Source organism: Nocardioides sp. J54 (genome assembly GCF_000519005.1).
Lineage (GTDB): Bacteria > Actinomycetota > Actinomycetes > Propionibacteriales > Nocardioidaceae > Nocardioides.
Map to the genome: position 1 here is coordinate 53,546 of NZ_JAER01000017.1, position 15,467 is coordinate 69,012.

The 15,467-nt window shown below is 72.8% G+C and carries 16 protein-coding genes; 5 read left to right on the top strand and 11 right to left on the bottom strand.

Translation table 11 applies throughout. From position 1 onward, the window contains the following. Positions 1 to 38 precede the first annotated feature (38 nt). Complete coding sequence (locus NOCJ54_RS0113200; RefSeq protein ID WP_157514900.1) at positions 39 to 797, bottom strand: sterol desaturase family protein; 759 nt, start codon at positions 795 to 797, stop codon at positions 39 to 41. Further along, complete coding sequence (locus NOCJ54_RS0113205; RefSeq protein ID WP_028655871.1) at positions 794 to 1,528, bottom strand: FadR/GntR family transcriptional regulator; 735 nt, start codon at positions 1,526 to 1,528, stop codon at positions 794 to 796. Before NOCJ54_RS0113205 ends, NOCJ54_RS0113200 begins: the two co-directional genes overlap by 4 nt. 115 nt (positions 1,529 to 1,643) lie before the next feature. On the opposite strand from NOCJ54_RS0113205, the gene NOCJ54_RS25725 reads away from it, so the two are divergent. Then, positions 1,644 to 2,450 (top strand): SURF1 family protein, encoded by an 807-nt coding sequence (locus NOCJ54_RS25725; protein ID WP_198020217.1) that lies wholly within the window; start codon positions 1,644 to 1,646, stop codon positions 2,448 to 2,450. Further along, positions 2,447 to 2,782 carry a DUF3817 domain-containing protein gene (locus tag NOCJ54_RS0113215; RefSeq protein WP_028655872.1) on the top strand — a complete coding sequence of 112 codons (336 nt, stop codon included), beginning with the start codon at positions 2,447 to 2,449 and terminating at the stop codon, positions 2,780 to 2,782. The genes NOCJ54_RS25725 and NOCJ54_RS0113215 overlap by 4 nt, the downstream gene beginning before the upstream one ends. Positions 2,783 to 2,797: 15 nt before the next feature. Here the strand turns inward: NOCJ54_RS0113215 and NOCJ54_RS30530 are convergent, their stop codons facing one another. Then, complete coding sequence (locus tag NOCJ54_RS30530; protein ID WP_261376616.1) at positions 2,798 to 2,920, bottom strand: hypothetical protein; 123 nt, start codon at positions 2,918 to 2,920, stop codon at positions 2,798 to 2,800. Between the two features lie 165 nt (positions 2,921 to 3,085). On the opposite strand from NOCJ54_RS30530, the gene NOCJ54_RS0113225 reads away from it, so the two are divergent. Continuing rightward, a complete protein-coding gene (locus tag NOCJ54_RS0113225) occupies positions 3,086 to 3,625 on the top strand; it encodes a peptidylprolyl isomerase (RefSeq protein ID WP_028655873.1) in 540 nt (179 codons plus the stop codon). Positions 3,626 to 3,668: 43 nt separating this feature from the next. Next, positions 3,669 to 4,592 carry a rhomboid family intramembrane serine protease gene (locus NOCJ54_RS0113230; protein WP_028655874.1) on the top strand — a complete coding sequence of 308 codons (924 nt, stop codon included), beginning with the start codon at positions 3,669 to 3,671 and terminating at the stop codon, positions 4,590 to 4,592. A gap of 181 nt (positions 4,593 to 4,773) precedes the next feature. Here NOCJ54_RS0113230 and NOCJ54_RS0113235 read toward each other — a convergent pair whose 3' ends face one another. Beyond that, positions 4,774 to 5,280: a cell division protein CrgA gene (locus NOCJ54_RS0113235; RefSeq protein WP_028655875.1), complete on the bottom strand. Its 507-nt coding sequence runs from the start codon at positions 5,278 to 5,280 to the stop codon at positions 4,774 to 4,776. Between the two features lie 90 nt (positions 5,281 to 5,370). Between NOCJ54_RS0113235 and NOCJ54_RS25730 the strand changes: the two genes are divergently transcribed. After that, positions 5,371 to 6,171, top strand: a complete 801-nt coding sequence (locus tag NOCJ54_RS25730; protein WP_051485820.1) for a DUF881 domain-containing protein — start codon at positions 5,371 to 5,373, stop codon at positions 6,169 to 6,171. 15 nt (positions 6,172 to 6,186) lie between these two features. Here the strand turns inward: NOCJ54_RS25730 and pknB are convergent, their stop codons facing one another. The 7 genes from pknB to NOCJ54_RS0113275 are packed head-to-tail and all read right to left on the bottom strand — an operon-like array spanning position 6,187 to position 15,268. Beyond that, entirely contained in the window at positions 6,187 to 8,151 is a 1,965-nt protein-coding gene (pknB, locus tag NOCJ54_RS25735; protein ID WP_051485821.1) for a Stk1 family PASTA domain-containing Ser/Thr kinase, read from the bottom strand. Then, a complete protein-coding gene (locus tag NOCJ54_RS25740; protein WP_051485822.1) occupies positions 8,148 to 9,659 on the bottom strand; it encodes a serine/threonine-protein kinase in 1,512 nt (503 codons plus the stop codon). Before NOCJ54_RS25740 ends, pknB begins: the two co-directional genes overlap by 4 nt. After that, a complete protein-coding gene (locus NOCJ54_RS0113255) occupies positions 9,656 to 11,164 on the bottom strand; it encodes a peptidoglycan D,D-transpeptidase FtsI family protein (RefSeq protein WP_028655876.1) in 1,509 nt (502 codons plus the stop codon). Before NOCJ54_RS0113255 ends, NOCJ54_RS25740 begins: the two co-directional genes overlap by 4 nt. Then, positions 11,161 to 12,546 carry an FtsW/RodA/SpoVE family cell cycle protein gene (locus NOCJ54_RS0113260; RefSeq protein WP_028655877.1) on the bottom strand — a complete coding sequence of 462 codons (1,386 nt, stop codon included), beginning with the start codon at positions 12,544 to 12,546 and terminating at the stop codon, positions 11,161 to 11,163. The genes NOCJ54_RS0113255 and NOCJ54_RS0113260 overlap by 4 nt, the downstream gene beginning before the upstream one ends. Next, positions 12,546 to 14,078, bottom strand: a complete 1,533-nt coding sequence (locus NOCJ54_RS25745) for a PP2C family protein-serine/threonine phosphatase (protein ID WP_084255182.1) — start codon at positions 14,076 to 14,078, stop codon at positions 12,546 to 12,548. The genes NOCJ54_RS0113260 and NOCJ54_RS25745 overlap by 1 nt, the downstream gene beginning before the upstream one ends. Next, complete coding sequence (locus NOCJ54_RS0113270; protein WP_028655878.1) at positions 14,078 to 14,545, bottom strand: FHA domain-containing protein FhaB/FipA; 468 nt, start codon at positions 14,543 to 14,545, stop codon at positions 14,078 to 14,080. Before NOCJ54_RS0113270 ends, NOCJ54_RS25745 begins: the two co-directional genes overlap by 1 nt. Then, positions 14,546 to 15,268 carry an FhaA domain-containing protein gene (locus NOCJ54_RS0113275; RefSeq protein WP_028655879.1) on the bottom strand — a complete coding sequence of 241 codons (723 nt, stop codon included), beginning with the start codon at positions 15,266 to 15,268 and terminating at the stop codon, positions 14,546 to 14,548. It lies immediately after the preceding gene. Positions 15,269 to 15,467: the final 199 nt, after the last annotated feature.

A 15,467-nucleotide genomic window follows, 5' to 3' on the forward strand; every position in this document is an offset into this window, starting at 1 on the left:
CGCGAACCCCGGGACCGGCTGGTCGGCCGGTCAGCCGGTCAGAGGTCCAGGTCGTGCAACCGCTGCACGGTCGGCGAGGTCGGCACCGTGCCCGGGTCCGGCGCCGTGCCGAACAACCGGTCGGCCGTCCCCGCCGTGGTGACGGTGAACCAGTAGTGCTCGCTCTTGTAGTGGTGCAGCCGGTGGTTGCGCCAGACCTTGCGGTACCACGCCGACCTCGGCCGGTAGTCGCTGTGCAGCAGGTAGTGCGTCCACTCGTAGCCGGACTTGATCGTGTAGACCGCGACCAGCAGCGTGAACATCGCCGAGGTCGTCGGCATCACCAGCCACGCCAGCGCGGTCCACGCCGGCGCCAGCCACAGCTGGGCCTGCCAGGGGATGAACACGAGCGGGATCTCGCGCGGGTTCGCGTGGTGCGCGCGGTGCTTGCGCGCCAGCAGCGGGTCCAGGGTCACCGGTCCGAGCCGGCGCGGCTTCCAGTGCAGGATGAACACGTGGACCACCCACTCCACGACCGGCAGCACCGCGACCAGGCCGAGCGGGACGGCCAGCTCCCACCACGACCCGGGCCCGGCGAGCACCCGACCGGTGACGGCGGCGGCCAGGCAGGTCCCGAGCAGCCACGGGCTGGGGTGGCGCCAGAACTCGGCGAGCACCTCGCCCATCGACAGATTCGTACGACGCCCGGCAGCTCGGTCGCCGACGTACTTCCCGTCCAGCTTCCCGTCCAGCTTCCCGGCCAGGCGCGCCTCGTCCTCCGCCAGGCGGCGGGCGGCGTGCGCCTCGCGGGGGCTCACCGGTCGTTCTCCGCCGCGTCCCCCACCGCGTCAAGGGCCGCCAGCAGCGCCTCGGCGGTCGGCGCGAGCACGCGGGTCGCGGCGGCCCGGGCGGTGGCGGCGTCGCCGCTGCGGATCGCCGCGGCCAGGAGCCGGTAGGGCTCGACCTGGCCCACCTCGGCGGCCAGCACCGCGGAGAGCGCGGGCAGGACCGGCTCGTAGGCGGCGCGCAGGCTGTTGAACATCAGCCGGAAGACGAGGGAGTCGGCGCCGTCGACGAGCAGGTCCCAGTAGTCCAGGGCCAGCTCCTGCCAGCGCACCGCGTCCTGGGCCGCCTCGAGGTCGGTCACCACGCGGTCGAGATCTGCGGCGAGGCCGGGCCCGCCGCGCTCGGCGGCCAGGGCGGCGATGCCGGGGCCGACCTCGGCACGGGCCTCCAGGACGCTGCGGGCGACCGCCGCGTCGAGCCGCCCGCTGCGGACGAGGAGCCGCGGGAGCAGGTCGAGGCCGGCGGCGCGGCGGAAGTCGCGCACGGTGGTCGCCCCGCCGTGCCGCACCTCCACCAGCCCGGTCTGGGCGATGCGCTGCAGCGCCTCGCGAACGGCCGGTCGGGAGATGCCGAGCACCTCCGCCAGCCGGCGCTCGCTGGGCAGGGGCTCGCCGACGGCGAGCTCGCCGTCGAGGACGTCGTCGAGCACCTGGTCGAACACCTGGTCGGCCACGGAGCGTCGGGTCACGGGTCGCAGTGCCATGACGATGACGGTAGGCGGCTCAGGTCCGGTGGTCAAGTGGTCAGACCAGTCGTGTGAGGCGGGCGACGGCCGGGCCGGCGAGGAGGGCGGCCACGGCCCCTCGTACCCTGAGGAGGTGCTGCGGTGGTGGAGCGTTCGGTTGTGGGGCGCCCACCTCCTCGCCCTCGTGTGCGTCGGGTTCGCCGCCGGGATGGGCGTGTGGCAGTTCGACGCCTGGCAGGAGCGCCGGGCTGCGGAGCAGGAGGACCTGACCGAGGTCGCCCCGGTCCCGATCACCGACGTCATCGGCCCCGACGACCCGTTCCCGCGCGCTGGCCTGGGCCGGCCCGTCGAGGTCAGCGGCACCTTCCTCGACGCCGGCACCGTGCTGGTCTCCGGCCGCGACGGCGCCGACGGCGAGGACGGGCGGTGGCTGGTCACCCCGCTCAGCGTCGGCGAGCCGGACCAGCCCGCCGTGCCCGTCGTGCGCGGGTGGGTGCCCGCGGACGCCTCGCTCGACGACCTCCCCGCGCCGCCGACCGGCACGGTCGACCTCACCGGCTGGCTGCAGCCGACCGAGGCCGCACGCGGCGGTGACGCCGCGGACGACGAGGCCGACGACCGGGTGGTGCCGAGCCTGCGGGTCGCCGACCTGGTCCAGCTGCTCGAGGGCCAGGACCTGTACGGCGCCTACGTCGTCGCGCAGGAGCCGCTGGCCGCCGACGCCTCGGCGGGGGTGGCGGCCGCGACGCTGGACCAGCTGCCGCCGGCGAGCCGGTTCACCGGCCTGCGCAACATCCTCTACGCCATCGAGTGGTGGGTCTTCGCCGCCTTCGCGATCTTCCTCTGGTGGCGCCATGTGCGCGACGCCACCACCGAGCGGGCAGCGGACGGGCCCGGCGCCGACCCGGCGGACGACGCCGTCGTACCCTCGAAGCCGTGACCAGGCTCTTCCCCACCTACCGCGTGCTCGCGCTCGTGGTAGGCGTCCTCCTCGTGGTCGGCGCGCTCAGCTCGGTGGCCAAGTACCTCCTCGAGGACGGCACCGCGCTGCAGCAGCTCGGCGACGACCTCACCCCGATCTGGATCATCCACGGCTGGATCTACATGGTCTACGTCGTCGTGGCGTTCCTGCTGAGCCAGAAGGCGCGCTGGTCCATGCCCCAGCTGCTGCTGCTCCTGGTCGCCGGGCTCGTCCCCGGCCTCATCTTCTGGGTCGAGCGCCGGGTGGTCGAGCGCCTGCGCGCCGACCACCCGGAGCTCGTGCGGACCTGACCGGTCCGGGACCGCTCAGGCCGACGGGTCCGCCGACTGCCACTGCGACGACGAGCCGCCGCCCTGCAGCTTCTTCGCGACGGCGGCCACGGCCGCGCCGACGAGGCCCACCAGCACCAGCTTCTTCAGCACCTTCATCACTCACCCTCCTGGGTCGACCGGCCGGCTGCCCAGACGGCAACCGGACCGCTTCCGCACCAGCATGGTCCACGGACGCAAGCCGTGGCAGTGCTCGTAGGATCGACTGCGTTGCCGGTCGGCCGACCGGCGCGCACGACATCGATCTGAGACGAGGCTTACCCCATGGCAGACCAGGCCGTCCTGAAGACGAACAAGGGCGACATCACGCTCAACCTGTTCCCCAACCACGCGCCGCTGACGGTCAAGAGCTTCGTCGGTCTCGCCACCGGCAACCCCGTCGAGGTCTCGCCCGACGGCCCGTACACGCCGGACCGCCGCGGCGGCTCCACCGGCTCCGGCCCGTTCTACGACGGCCTGACGTTCCACCGGGTCATCCCCGGCTTCATGATCCAGGGTGGCTGCCCCGACGGCATCGGCACCGGCGGCCCGGGCTACCAGTTCAAGGACGAGCCGCACCCCGAGCTCACCTTCGACAAGCCCTACCTGCTCGCGATGGCCAACGCCGGCCCGGGCACCAACGGCTCGCAGTTCTTCATCACCGTCGGCGCGACCACGTGGCTGAACTTCAAGCACACGATCTTCGGCGAGGTCGCCGACCAGGCCAGCCGCGACGTCGTCGACGCGATCGCCGGCGTCCAGACCGGCCGCAACGACAAGCCGGTCGAGCCGGTCGTCATCGAGACGGTCGAGATCAAGGGCTGAGCCCGGACCACCCGAGACCAGCACCAAGGACCAGCACAGCACCATGAGCACGCCTCCGGTCGGGGTGCCGACCTGCTACCGGCACCCCGACCGCGAGACCTGGGTGCGCTGCCAGCGCTGCGAGCGCCCGATCTGCCCCGACTGCATGAACGACGCAGCCGTGGGCTTCCAGTGCCCCTCCTGCGTCGCCGAGGGGCGCAAGACGCAGCGCCAGGCCACCGGCGCGTACGGCGGCGTCGTCAACCGCACACCCGGCCGGGTCACCACCGTGCTGCTCGCCGTCATCGCCGTGGCCTGGGTCGCGATCACCGCGACCGGCGGCGAGGACAGCGTCCTGCTCAACTGGCTCGCGATGCGCACCGGCGGGTGGTGCGGCATCATCAGCGACCCCGGCCTGGGCTACCCCGGCATCCAGTCCGCCGCGACGTGCACCGGCATCGGCGACACCCGGTGGTACCCCGGCGTGGCCGACGGCGGCGTGTGGCGCCTGCTGACCCACGTCGTCACCCACGTGCACGTGTGGCACATCGCGATGAACGCCCTCGCGCTGTGGCAGCTCGGCCCGCAGCTGGAGCGCGTCTTCGGCTGGGTGCGCTTCCTCGCGCTCTACCTGCTCGCCGGCATCAGCGGGGGTGTCGCGGTGATGTGGCTGTCCGGCGGCTCGGCCGTCGGCGCCTCCGGCGCGCTCTTCGGCCTGCTGGCCGCGCACCTCGTCGTGGCCCGCAAGGTGGGTGCCGACACCTCGAGCCTGGGATCGACCCTCCTCCTGGGGGTCATCATCAGCCTGCTTCCGGGTATCTCCTGGCAGGGCCACCTCGGCGGGTTCATCGGCGGCGGGGTGGTCGCAGTGGTCCTGGCCTACGCGCCCCGGGAACGGCGCGGGCTGGTCCAGGGCGTCGGCCTCGCGGCCGTCGCGCTGGTGCTGGTGGGCCTGACCGTGTTGCGGATGGCGACGTACACCGCCTGAGCAGGGACCCGCCGTACGAGTCATCCCCAGCCTTTTCCACCGATGTGGATGAATCACACCGGTGTAGTTCTCCCCAGCTGGGGAGAACCCTGTGGAAAACGACCGCAGGTGGAAAACGACCGCGGCGCCGGTGGAGACCACCGGCGCCGCGTCGTGCTGTGTTGTGCTGGGTGCGGGCTGCCTACTCCCAGCGCGTGGCGAAGGTGAAGCCGACCGCCATGAACCCGATGCCGACGAAGAGGTTCTTCTGGCCCAGGTCGTTGAAGATCGGGATGTCCTTCGGGTCGTTGCCGGTCAGGAAGATGTAGAAGATGCAGATCCAGACCAGGCCGATGATGAAGCAGCCGAGCATGCCGACCACGACGCCGCGGCCGCGGCCGAGCGGGGTCTTGGGGTGCGCGGAGATCGCCAGGCCGAGGAAGAGCGCGATGAACCCGATCAGGTAGTTCTTGCCCTCGAGGTCGGCGAAGAAGGAGGGGCCACCCGGCTGGTTCGGCTTGCCCTCGGAGTTGAGGCTGCCGAAGCCGTCGGTCGGGCGGATGCCGAAGTAGTAGTACAGGATCCAGCCGACGCCGCCGAGGATCAGCACCAGCGCGACGGCGAAGCGCGCAGTCATCACCGGGCCGCGCTCGGGGTCGGCGAAGACGTCTCCGTCCTTGTTCTTCGACAGGCGGGGCAGCTTGGCCACGTCGGGGCTCCTCGTCGTTCCGGCCGGCCCTTGGTCAGCGCCGGCCGGGGTTGGGGTGGTGCGGTCAGGGGTGTGGTGGACACTGTCAGTATGACGGGTACGCACGCGGGCGCGCCGCCCGGCCACCGGACCGGCAGGTCGCTGGCCTGGCGGGTGGGGACGCCGGTCGTCGCGCTGCTGAGCGGCAGCCTGCTCGCCGTGTCCGCGGCGAACAGCGACGGGACCGACCTCCGGCCCGGACGCTACACCGACCTGGCCGGTCTCGTGGAAGCCGAGGCCAACGACTTCCAGGACGTCGAGGACCGCCTCAACGAGCTGACCGCGGAGGTGGACCGGCTCGGCGCCCGGGTCAGCGACCGCGGGGTCAACCTCGCGCGCGCCGAGGCGGCCGAGCTGCGCGACCCGGCCGGGCTCACCCCCCGGCAGGGTCCGGGGCTGCGGATCACCATGCAGGACGCGCCCGACGAGCTCGTCGACGAGGCGATCGAGCTCAACAAGAACGTCGAGCCCGAGGAGCGGATCAAGCTCAACCGGTTCGTCGTCCACCAGCAGGACATCCAGGCGGTCGTCAACGCCCTGTGGGCCGGCGGCGCCACCGCGGTCACCATCGCCGGGCAGCGGATCATCTCCACGACCGGCATCAAGTGCCGCGGCCCGGTCGTGCAGCTGCAGGGCGTGCCCTACTCCCAGCCGTTCGTCATCGAGGCCGTCGGCGACCAGACGGCCCTGCTCGACGCCATCGACGGCGACGACCTGGTCTCCGGCTACCGCACCGACTCCGCCAACAGCCAGATCGGCATCGGCTGGTCCCTGGAGACCCGCGACATCGTCAGCGCGCCGGCGTACGACGGCGTGCTGGACGTGCAGTACGCACGCCCGCTGCGCGACTGACCGAGCCGGACAGCCTCAGCGGACGGTCAGCGGGACCGTGCGCCCGACGCTGTCACCACCGCCGCCGCCACCCGGGCCACCCGGGTCGGGCGTCCCGCCACCACCCGGGCCCGGGTCGAGCGGGTTGGTCGGGTCGGTGCCGTCGGCGACCTCCTGGCCGTCGTTGATGCCGTCGCCGTCGGTGTCGGGGTTGTTCGCGTCGGTGCCGGCCTTCTCCTCGTCCTCGTCGGAGAGTCCGTCGCCGTCGGTGTCGACCGGCGTCTCGGGCTCCTCGTAGACCGAGACGAAGATGATCACGTCGTCGCCCTGGTTGCGGGCCTCGCCCGCCGCCGGGAGCTGCTCGGTGATCCGGCCCTTCGGCTGGCTGTCGTCGGAGGCGTCGGCGTTGCGCACGATCGGGTTGAACCCCGCGTCGCGGATCAGCTTCTCCGCCTGTGCGCGGGTCTTGCCCACGACGTCGGGGACCTTCGTCGGGCCGTCGGAGACGCAGAGGGTGACCTCGGTGTCGGTGCCGACCGGCGTGCCCGGGATCGGGTTCTGCTCGACGACGGTGCCCTTCGGGTCGTCGGCGTCGCACTCCTCGAAGCTGATGTTCTCCCGCGGGATGCCCGCGTCGGTGAGCGTGTTGATCGCCTGGGCGCGGCGCGAGGAGGTCACGGCCGGCATCGGGAAGTCGCACGGGCCGCTGGAGATGGTGAGGTAGACGGTGCCGGTGGGCGCGATGTAGTCGCCGCTCTCCGGGTCCTGCTTGACCACCACACCCGCGTCGTAGTCGTCGCTGCACGCGACCGCGCTGTGGTCGCTCTCGAGGCCGACGTCGCCGATGTCGCTGCGGGCGGCGTCGACCTCCTTGCCGACGACGCCTGGGACCGCGACGTCGGTCGGGGTGTCGTCGAAGAGCTTGGGCCACACGGCGTACGCCGTGCCGAAGAGGGCGAGCAGCAGCACGGCGAGCAGCACCCACAGCCCGACCCGGCTGCGGCGGTCGTCCTGCACGGGCGGCACCGCCGGGCGGATCGCCGTCTCCTGCGGGTCGTGCGCCGCGACGGGCACGGGTGCGGGGACCGGGCCGGTGGGCACGTCGGGGACGGTGGCCTGGACCGGGCGACCGGCGAGGTAGCGCTCGATGTCGGCGCGCATCTGCGCCGCGGACTGGTAGCGGTCCTCGACCCGCTTCGCGAGCGCCTTCATCACGATCGCGTCGATCTCGGGGGTGAGGTCGTCCTCGTGCCGCGACGGGGGTACGGCGGGCTCGCGGACGTGCTGGTAGGCGACGGCGACCGGGGAGTCGCCGACGAACGGCGGCCGGCCGGTGAGCAGCTCGTAGAGCAGGCAGCCGGCGGAGTAGACGTCGGAGCGGGAGTCGACGGTCTCGCCGCGGGCCTGCTCGGGCGAGAGGTACTGCGCGGTGCCGACCACGGCCGCGGTCTGGGTCATCGACGACTGCGCGTCGCTCATCGCCCGCGCGATGCCGAAGTCCATCACCTTGACGTCGCCGGCCGGCGTGAGCATCACGTTGCCGGGCTTGATGTCGCGGTGGATGATCCCCGCGCGGTGGCTGTAGTCGAGCGCCGACAGCACGCCGCTGGTGATCTCCAGGGCCCGCTCGGGCAGGATCTTGCGGCCCTCGCGGAGGATGTCACGCAGGGTCCGCCCGGCGACGTACTCCATGACGATGTAGGGCACGACCTCGTCGCTGCCGTCGGGCTGGGGCGTGCGCTCCTCGCCGGTGTCGTAGACCGCGACGATGGCCGGGTGGTTCAGCGACGCCGAGGACTGGGCCTCCCGGCGGAAGCGGGCCTGGAAGGTGGGGTCGCTGGCGAGGTCGGTGCGCAGGCGCTTGACCGCGACGACGCGGCCGAGCCGCGTGTCGGTGCCCTTGCGGACCTCGGCCATGCCGCCGCGGCCGAGGAGCTCGGCGAGCTGGTAGCGGCCCCCGACGACGGGGCCTCCGGTGCCGTTCTCGGGTGGCTGGCTCATCCGTCCTCCCCCAGGTCGGTCAGCGGATCGGTCGGCTCGGTGGTCGGTGCCTCGGTCGTCTCCGTGGGCGTCGTCGGTGCCTCGGTCGTCTCCGTGGGCGTCGGCTCCGGGGTGGGCGTCGGCTCCTCCTCCTGCTCGACCGGGCCCCAGTAGTAGATGACCACGCGGGCGCCCTCGGTCAGGGTGCCGGAGCGGGAGAACTCCGCGACGCTGTCGGCCGGGCAGCTGCCGTCGTTGGGCGTGCTGAACCGCTCGACCGAGGTCCGCAGCCCCAGCTCGTCGAGGTCGGACTGGGCGACGCGGTAGTCCTGGGAGCAGACGTAGTCGTCGGCGTCGAACTCCACGGTCGCCGCTTCTGTCGTCGTCTCCTCGGTCGTCGCCTCCGTCGTGGGCTCCGAGGTCGGGTCGTCGGCGACCGGGTCCTCGTCGTCACCACCGAGCAGCAGGATCGCGGCGACCACGGCCGCCACCACGAGCAGGATCACCGCGGCCGCGATCGGCCACGGGGACCTGCGCTGCTCCTTCTCCTCCTCGCCGGCGTACGGCGAGGGCGAGTCGAGCCGCTCCATCGGCGTCGCGGGTCCGGCGGGGGTCGGCGGCAGCACCCCGGTGGCGGGGAGCACCTGGGTGGCGCCCTCGGCCGGCGTGGCGGGCCCGGCGGCCGCGGCGGCGGCCGAGGCCGAGGACGGGTCGCGGAGCGCGGCACCGAACGCCGTGCCGTCGGGGAAGCGCTCGGCCGGGTCCTTGGCCAGCGCACGTCGCACGACCGCGGCCAGCGGCGCGGGCACGCTGTCGGGCAGCTCGGGCACCGGCTGCTGCAGGTGGGCGAGCGCCGTCGCGACGGGCGTCTCGGCCTCGAACGGGCGTCGCCCGGTCAGGCACTCGAACGCCACGACGCCCAGCGAGTAGACGTCGGAGGCGGGCGTCGAGGGGTTGCCGCGGGCCTGCTCGGGGCTGAGGTACTGCGGCGTGCCCATGACCGAGCCGGTCCGGGTCAGCGCCGCGGCGTCGGCCGCGCGGGCGATGCCGAAGTCGGTGATCTTCACCCGGCGGTCGGGCGTGACCAGCAGGTTCGCGGGCTTCACGTCGCGGTGCACGATGCCGGCGCGGTGGGCGACCCCCAGCGCGTCGGCGGCCTGCGCGAGCAGGTCCTGCACGACGGCGGTGTCGATGACCCGGCCGTTGGAGCGGGCGGTCGCGAGCAGCGTCGACAGGGGCTGTCCGTCGACCAGCTCCATCACCAGGTACGGCGGCAGCTCGCCGGTGTCGTCGGCGCCGTAGTCGTAGACGCCGGCGATCCCGGGGTGGTGCAGGGCGGCGGCGCTGCGGGCCTCGCCCTCGAAGCGGGTGCGGAACAGCGGGTCGTCGGCGTACTCCGCCTTGAGGACCTTGACCGCGACGGGTCGGTCGAGCCGGGTGTCCGTGCCGCGCCACACGACGCCCATGCCGCCGGTGGCGATCACGGAGTCGAGGTGGTAGCGACGGGCCCGGTCGGCGTACTGACTCACTGCAACACCGCTTCCATGACTGCCTTCGCGATCGGGCCGCCGAGCTGGCCGCCCGCGATCTGCTTGCCGGGTGCCTCCTGGATCATGACCGCCACCGCGACCTCGGCGTTCTGCGCCGGGGCGAAGGAGATGAACCACCCGTAGGGCGCCTTGCCCTCGATGCCGCGCTGCGCCGTGCCGGTCTTGCCGGCGACGCTGACGCCGTCGATGGCGGCGGGGGAGGCGGTGCCGTTGTCGACGGTCGAGACCAGCAGGTCGGTCAGCTGCGCGGCGGTCTGCGGGGAGATCGCGTCGCGCAGCTTCTCGGGCTCGGTGGTCTCCAGGACGTCGAAGCTGGCGGTCTGCACCTGGTCGACGAGGTAGGGCCGCATCAGCGCGCCGCGGTTGGCGATCGCGGAGGCGACCATCGCCATCTGCAGCGGCGTGGCCTGCACCGAGAACTGGCCGAAGCCGGACCGGGCGGTCTCGGCGCCGTTCAGCTCGCGCGGCTCCTGCTCCTCGCCGTCGATGACGTCGACCACGTCCTCGGGGAACACCGAGCGCGCCTGCGGGCCGAGGTCGAGGAGGTAGTCGCTGTTGAAGCCGAACGCCTCGGCGGTCTCCCGCAGCTTCTCCGGGCCGACCTCGACGGCCATCTTGGCGAAGGCCGTGTTGCAGGAGTCCTCCATCGCGGTGGCGAAGGAGATCCGCTCCGGGCTGCACCCCGTGCGGCCCTCGTTGTCGATGACGTTCTGCTCGCCGGTCGTGCCCGGCGCCTGCCAGGTCGCGCCCGAGGGGACCTGGTCGTCCTGGTCGTAGACGCCCTCCTCGATCGCCGCCGCGGCGGTGACGACCTTGAACGTCGAGCCGGGGAAGAGCCGGGTCTGGATCGCACGGTTGAGGAGCGGCTGGTGCTCGCTGCCGTCGAGGCGCTCGTACGCACGCTCGCGGACCTCGCGGTCGTGCGAGGCCAGCTCGTTGGGGTCGTACGACGGGAAGGAGACCATGGCGAGGATCCGCCCGGTCTTCGGCTGGATCGCCACCACGGCGCCCTCGCCCTCGGGCCCGACCGTGTCGCGCAGCGACGTGAAGGCCGCGCGCTGGGCCCGCGGGTCCAGGGTCAGCGACACGTTGCCACCCTGGTTGGTGTCGCCCTTGAGCAGGTCGACGAGGCGGTTGACGAACAACCGCGGGTCCTCGCCGGAGAGCACCTTGTTCTGGCTGCGCTCGAGGCCGGTCTGGCTGCCGAGCTGCAGGTAGCCGGTGATCGGCGCGTAGAGCTGCTTCTGCGGGTAGACGCGGAGGTACTTGTAGCGGTCGTCGACCGGTTCGCTGCGGGCGATGGCGTCCTCGCCGACGAGGATCAGCCCGCGCTCGCGGCTGAACGCCGCCGCGGCGACCCGGGCGTTGCGCGGGTCGGTGTTGAGGTCCTCGGAGCGCCAGAACTGCAGGTAGGTCACGTTCGCCATCAGGGCGAGGAACAAGAACATGCAGAAGATGGAGACGGTGCGGATCGGCTTGTTCACTGAGGCACCACCTTCACGACCTGGGTGGCCTGCTCGTCGGCGTCCTCGTCCTCGGTGAGGTCGGGCAGCGGGCGGCGGGCCTGGTCGGAGATGCGCAGCAGGATCGCCACGATCACCCAGTTCGCGACGAGCGAGGAGCCGCCGTACGACAGGAAGGGCGTGGTGAGGCCGGTCAGCGGGATCAGCCGGGTCACGCCGCCGATGACGACGAACACCTGCAGCGCGAGGACCGCGGCCAGGCCGGTGGCGACGAGCTTGCCGAAGCCGTCACGGGAGATCAGGGCCGCGCGCAGCGCCCGCTCGACGACGAGGCCGTAGAGCAGCAGCACCGCCATCACCGCGGTGAGGCCGAGCTCCTCGCCGATCGCGGCGAGGATGAAGTCGGACTCGGCGTACGGCACCCGCTCGGGCATGCCCTCGCCGAAGCCGCGGCCGATCATGCCGCCCCACCCGAAGCCGTAGAGGGCCTGGACCAGCTGGTAGCCGCTGCCGTCGGGGTCGGCGAACGGGTCGAGCCAGATGTCGACGCGCTTCTGGACGTGGGAGAACAGGCGGAACGCGACGGCCGCGCCGCCGAAGAAGAGCAGGCCGCCGACGACCAGCCACCCGGGCCGCTCGGTCGCGACGTAGAGCATGACGAGGAAGAGGCCGAAGAACAGCAGGCTCGAGCCGAGGTCGCGCTGCAGCACGAGGATGCCGAGGCTGACCACCCACATCATCAGGATCGGGCCGAGGTCGCGCCCGCGCGGCAGGTCGATGAAGACCACGCGGCGCCCGGCCAGCGCCAGCGCGTCGCGGTGCACGACGAGGTAGCCGGCGAAGGTGATGACCAGCAGCACCTTGGCGAGCTCGCCGGGCTGGAAGCTGAACGGACCGACCGCGATCCAGATCCGCGCACCGTTGATCTGCGTGCCCAGCCCCGGGAGCATCGGCAGGATCAGCAGCACGATCGCCGCGAGGCCCGAGGTGTAGGTGAACCGCGCCAGCAGGCGGTGGTCGGGCAGGAACACCAGCGTCGCGACGAAGAGGATCACGCCGAGCGTCATCCAGGTCAGCTGCTGGCTGGCCAGCCCGGTGTCCTTGGCGAGGTCGAGGCGGTGGATGACCGCCAGGCCGAGGCCGTTGAGGGCCGCGACGACGGGCAGCAGCACGGGGTCGGCGTACGGCGCGACGAAGCGGACCACGACGTGCGCGGCAACGGTCAGCACGGCCAGCCAGCCGCCGTACCCGATGAGGTTGGTGGGCACCTCGCCGTCCACGCCCAGGCCGACGGCGGCGTAGGCGCCGATGCCGACGACGAGCGCGAGGACGAGCAGGAACAGCTCGGCGCCACGCCGGCGTCGGTGGACGAAGCCCATCAGGGTGGAGGAGTTGGTCGCCATCACTCCACCGGGGCGAAGTCGCTGGCGCTCCCGGAGGAGTCGGCCGGCGACGTCGGGTCGGAGCTGGTCTGGTCGGTCGGGCTGGCCGGGAGCGGGTCGGAGAGTCCCTCGTCCTCGTCCTCGGCCGCGTCGTCCTCGTCGCGGTCGCCGACGCGGCCGGCGATCTGCTGGACCTTCTCGCGGGCCGAGGCGTAGTCGTCGGCGGCGATGCCGTCCTGGATCGTGCGGGCCAGGCCGTCGGGCAGGTCCGCGACCTCGATGTCTGAGACCTCGTGGACCGAGGACAGGCCGGGAACCTCGACGCCGCGGTAGATCACCACGACGCCGTCGTCCTCGCCGACGTAGTACTGCCGCTGGCTCCACCAGTACGCCGTGCCGACCACCATCCAGGCGAGGCCGACCAGCACCGCGAGGGCCAGCAGGCGGCGGGGCCAGATGAATCGCGGCGGCGCCTGCGGGGCGTAGCGCATCGCCTCCGGGTCGACCGGCGGGTCGGCGTGGATGGCGTAGTCGATGCCCTCGGGGATCTCCGCCGCGACCGGCTCGAGCTCCCCGGTGTCCCCGGAGCGGTGGCCGCGGAAGAGCGCGCGGGGCCGGCGCTGGCGCAGGTCCGCGGCGGCGCCGACGACCATCGGATCGCGCGCCCCGGCGTCGGGCGCGGCCTCGGTGACGTCGGCGACGACGCACGTGACGTTGTCGGAGCTGCCGGCCTCGAGGCTGGCGCGGACCATCTCGATCGCGCAGAACTCCGGGGACCCGTCCTTGAGGATCTCGGTCATCCGGGCGTCGTCGAGGACGCCGCACGCGCCGTCGCTGCACAGGAACAGCCGGTCGCCCGGCACGAGCTCGAGGGCGAACAGGTCGGGCTCCACGTCGTGCAGCCCGTCGAGCGCCTTGAGGATGAGGTTGCGGTGCGGGTGGACCCGCGCCTCCACCTCGGTGATCCGGCCCTCGTCGATCAGGCTCTGCACGAAGGTGTGGTCGTTGGTCAGCTGGGAGAGCTCGCCGTCGCGCAGCAGGTAGGCCCGCGAGTCGCCCACGTGGCCGAGCGCCAGCCGGCTGCCGTCGAACAGCGCGACCGTGGCCGTCGTGCTCGTGCCGTTGAGGGAGGGGTCCTGGTCGACCTGGTGCCCGATCGCGACGTGCGCCTCGTGGAGGCCGTCGTTGACGCGGTCGAGGACGTCGGCCGAGCCCGGCGGCTCGTCGAGCTGGCGCAGCTCGTTGACGGCCGTGCCCGAGGCGATGTCGCCGCGGGCCGCGCCGCCGACGCCGTCGCAGACCGACAGCAGCCACGGCCCGGCGTACCCGGAGTCCTGGTTGTCCTTGCGGACCCGGCCGACGTCGGAGACGGCGTAGAAGTCGAGGGTGAGCTGCGGGCGCGGCGGCCGGGCCGGGGCGTCCACGGTGTCCTGCTCGAAGACCTGCGGCACCTCGGAGGTGGGCTCGGGGACCGGCCGCTCGGGGGCCTCCGGGTTCTCCACCGTGTCCGGTGCGGAGTCGTCGAGCGGGCTGCCGTCGGGGTTGGGGGCCATCACTTCCTCAGCTCCAGGATGGTCTTGCCGACCCGGACCTGGGAGCCGAGGCCGATGGGCACCGGCTGCGTGATCCGCTGGCTGCCGAGGTAGGTGCCGTTGGTGGAGCCGAGGTCCTCGACGTACCACTGGCCGCCGGAGGAGACGATCCGCGCGTGGCGGGTGGAGACGTAGTCGTCGTCGAGCCGGATCGCCGCGTCGTTGCCGCGGCCGATGAGCACCGGCGCGTTCGCGAGGTCAGCGGTGGCGCCGGTGTTGACGCCCTGCACGACCGCGACGTGGCTGGGCTGGCCGCGGCGCGGGGCCGGGGGCGGCTTCGGCGCGCGCGGCTGCTTGCCCGGCGCGGCCGCGGTCGGCACGCGCGCCCCGAACATGTCGGAGCGGATGACCGAGATCGCCGAGAGCACGAAGATCCAGAGGATCGCGAGGTACGCGATCCTCACCAGGAAGAGGGTCAGCTCGGACAATCAGCGCTCCTCGAGCAACCGCAGGACCAGGGAGGTGTGGCCGACCTGCACCCGTGAGCCGTCGCGCAGTGTCGCCCGCGCGACCTTCTGCCCGTCGACGCGGATGCCGTTGGTCGAGCCCATGTCGTGCACCTCGACGTGCACCGGCGCGTCGGGCGCGGAGCCCGAGGGCGCGGTCAGGAGGAACTCCGCGTGCCGGCGGCTGACGCCGGGGTCGTTGATCCGGATGTCCGCCTCGCTGCCGCGGCCCACGACCAGGCCCGGCGCCTGCAGCGGGTGCTGCGTGCCGTTGACCTCGAGGACCGCGCGGGTGCGCTGGCCGTTGGTGGAGCGCCGGGAGTGCCCAGTCACCGCCGCCTCGGCCTGGCTGCGCACCCGGAACCGGCCGGTGGTCAGGTCCTCCGCGGACTCGAAGACGATCCGGATCGGGCCGGGGAAGACGTAGGACTGCAGCTCCGCGTGCTCGGTGAGCTGGTCGGTCAGCTCGCTGGCCAGCGTGGAGTCGTACGGCGCCAGCCGCTCCAGGTCGCCGGTGGAGAGCTCGACGACGAAGCTGTTCGGCACCAGCCGACGCTGCCGGGACAGCACCTGCGCCTTGTTGTCCAGCTCGCGCTGGAGCGCGGCGGCGATCTCGACCGGCTGCACGGCGCTGCGGAAGGTGCGGGCGAAGACACCGGAGATCGCCTGCTCCAGTCGCTGCTCGAACCGCTGCAGTCCCCCCACGGGCGGCCTCCTCTCCTGCGTCGTTGCGGGCATGTGTCCGGGCACGGGCCCGGGTCGGTGCGTGCTCGTGCGGCCCGGTACCCCGGACACGGGCCACTCGATCGTATCGGTGGCCCCCTCGCGGACCCGGGACCTCGTCCGCGGCCCCCCGGTTTTGGGTTGCACGGGTCGGCTGGGATAGCCTTGCCCGGCCGTACCA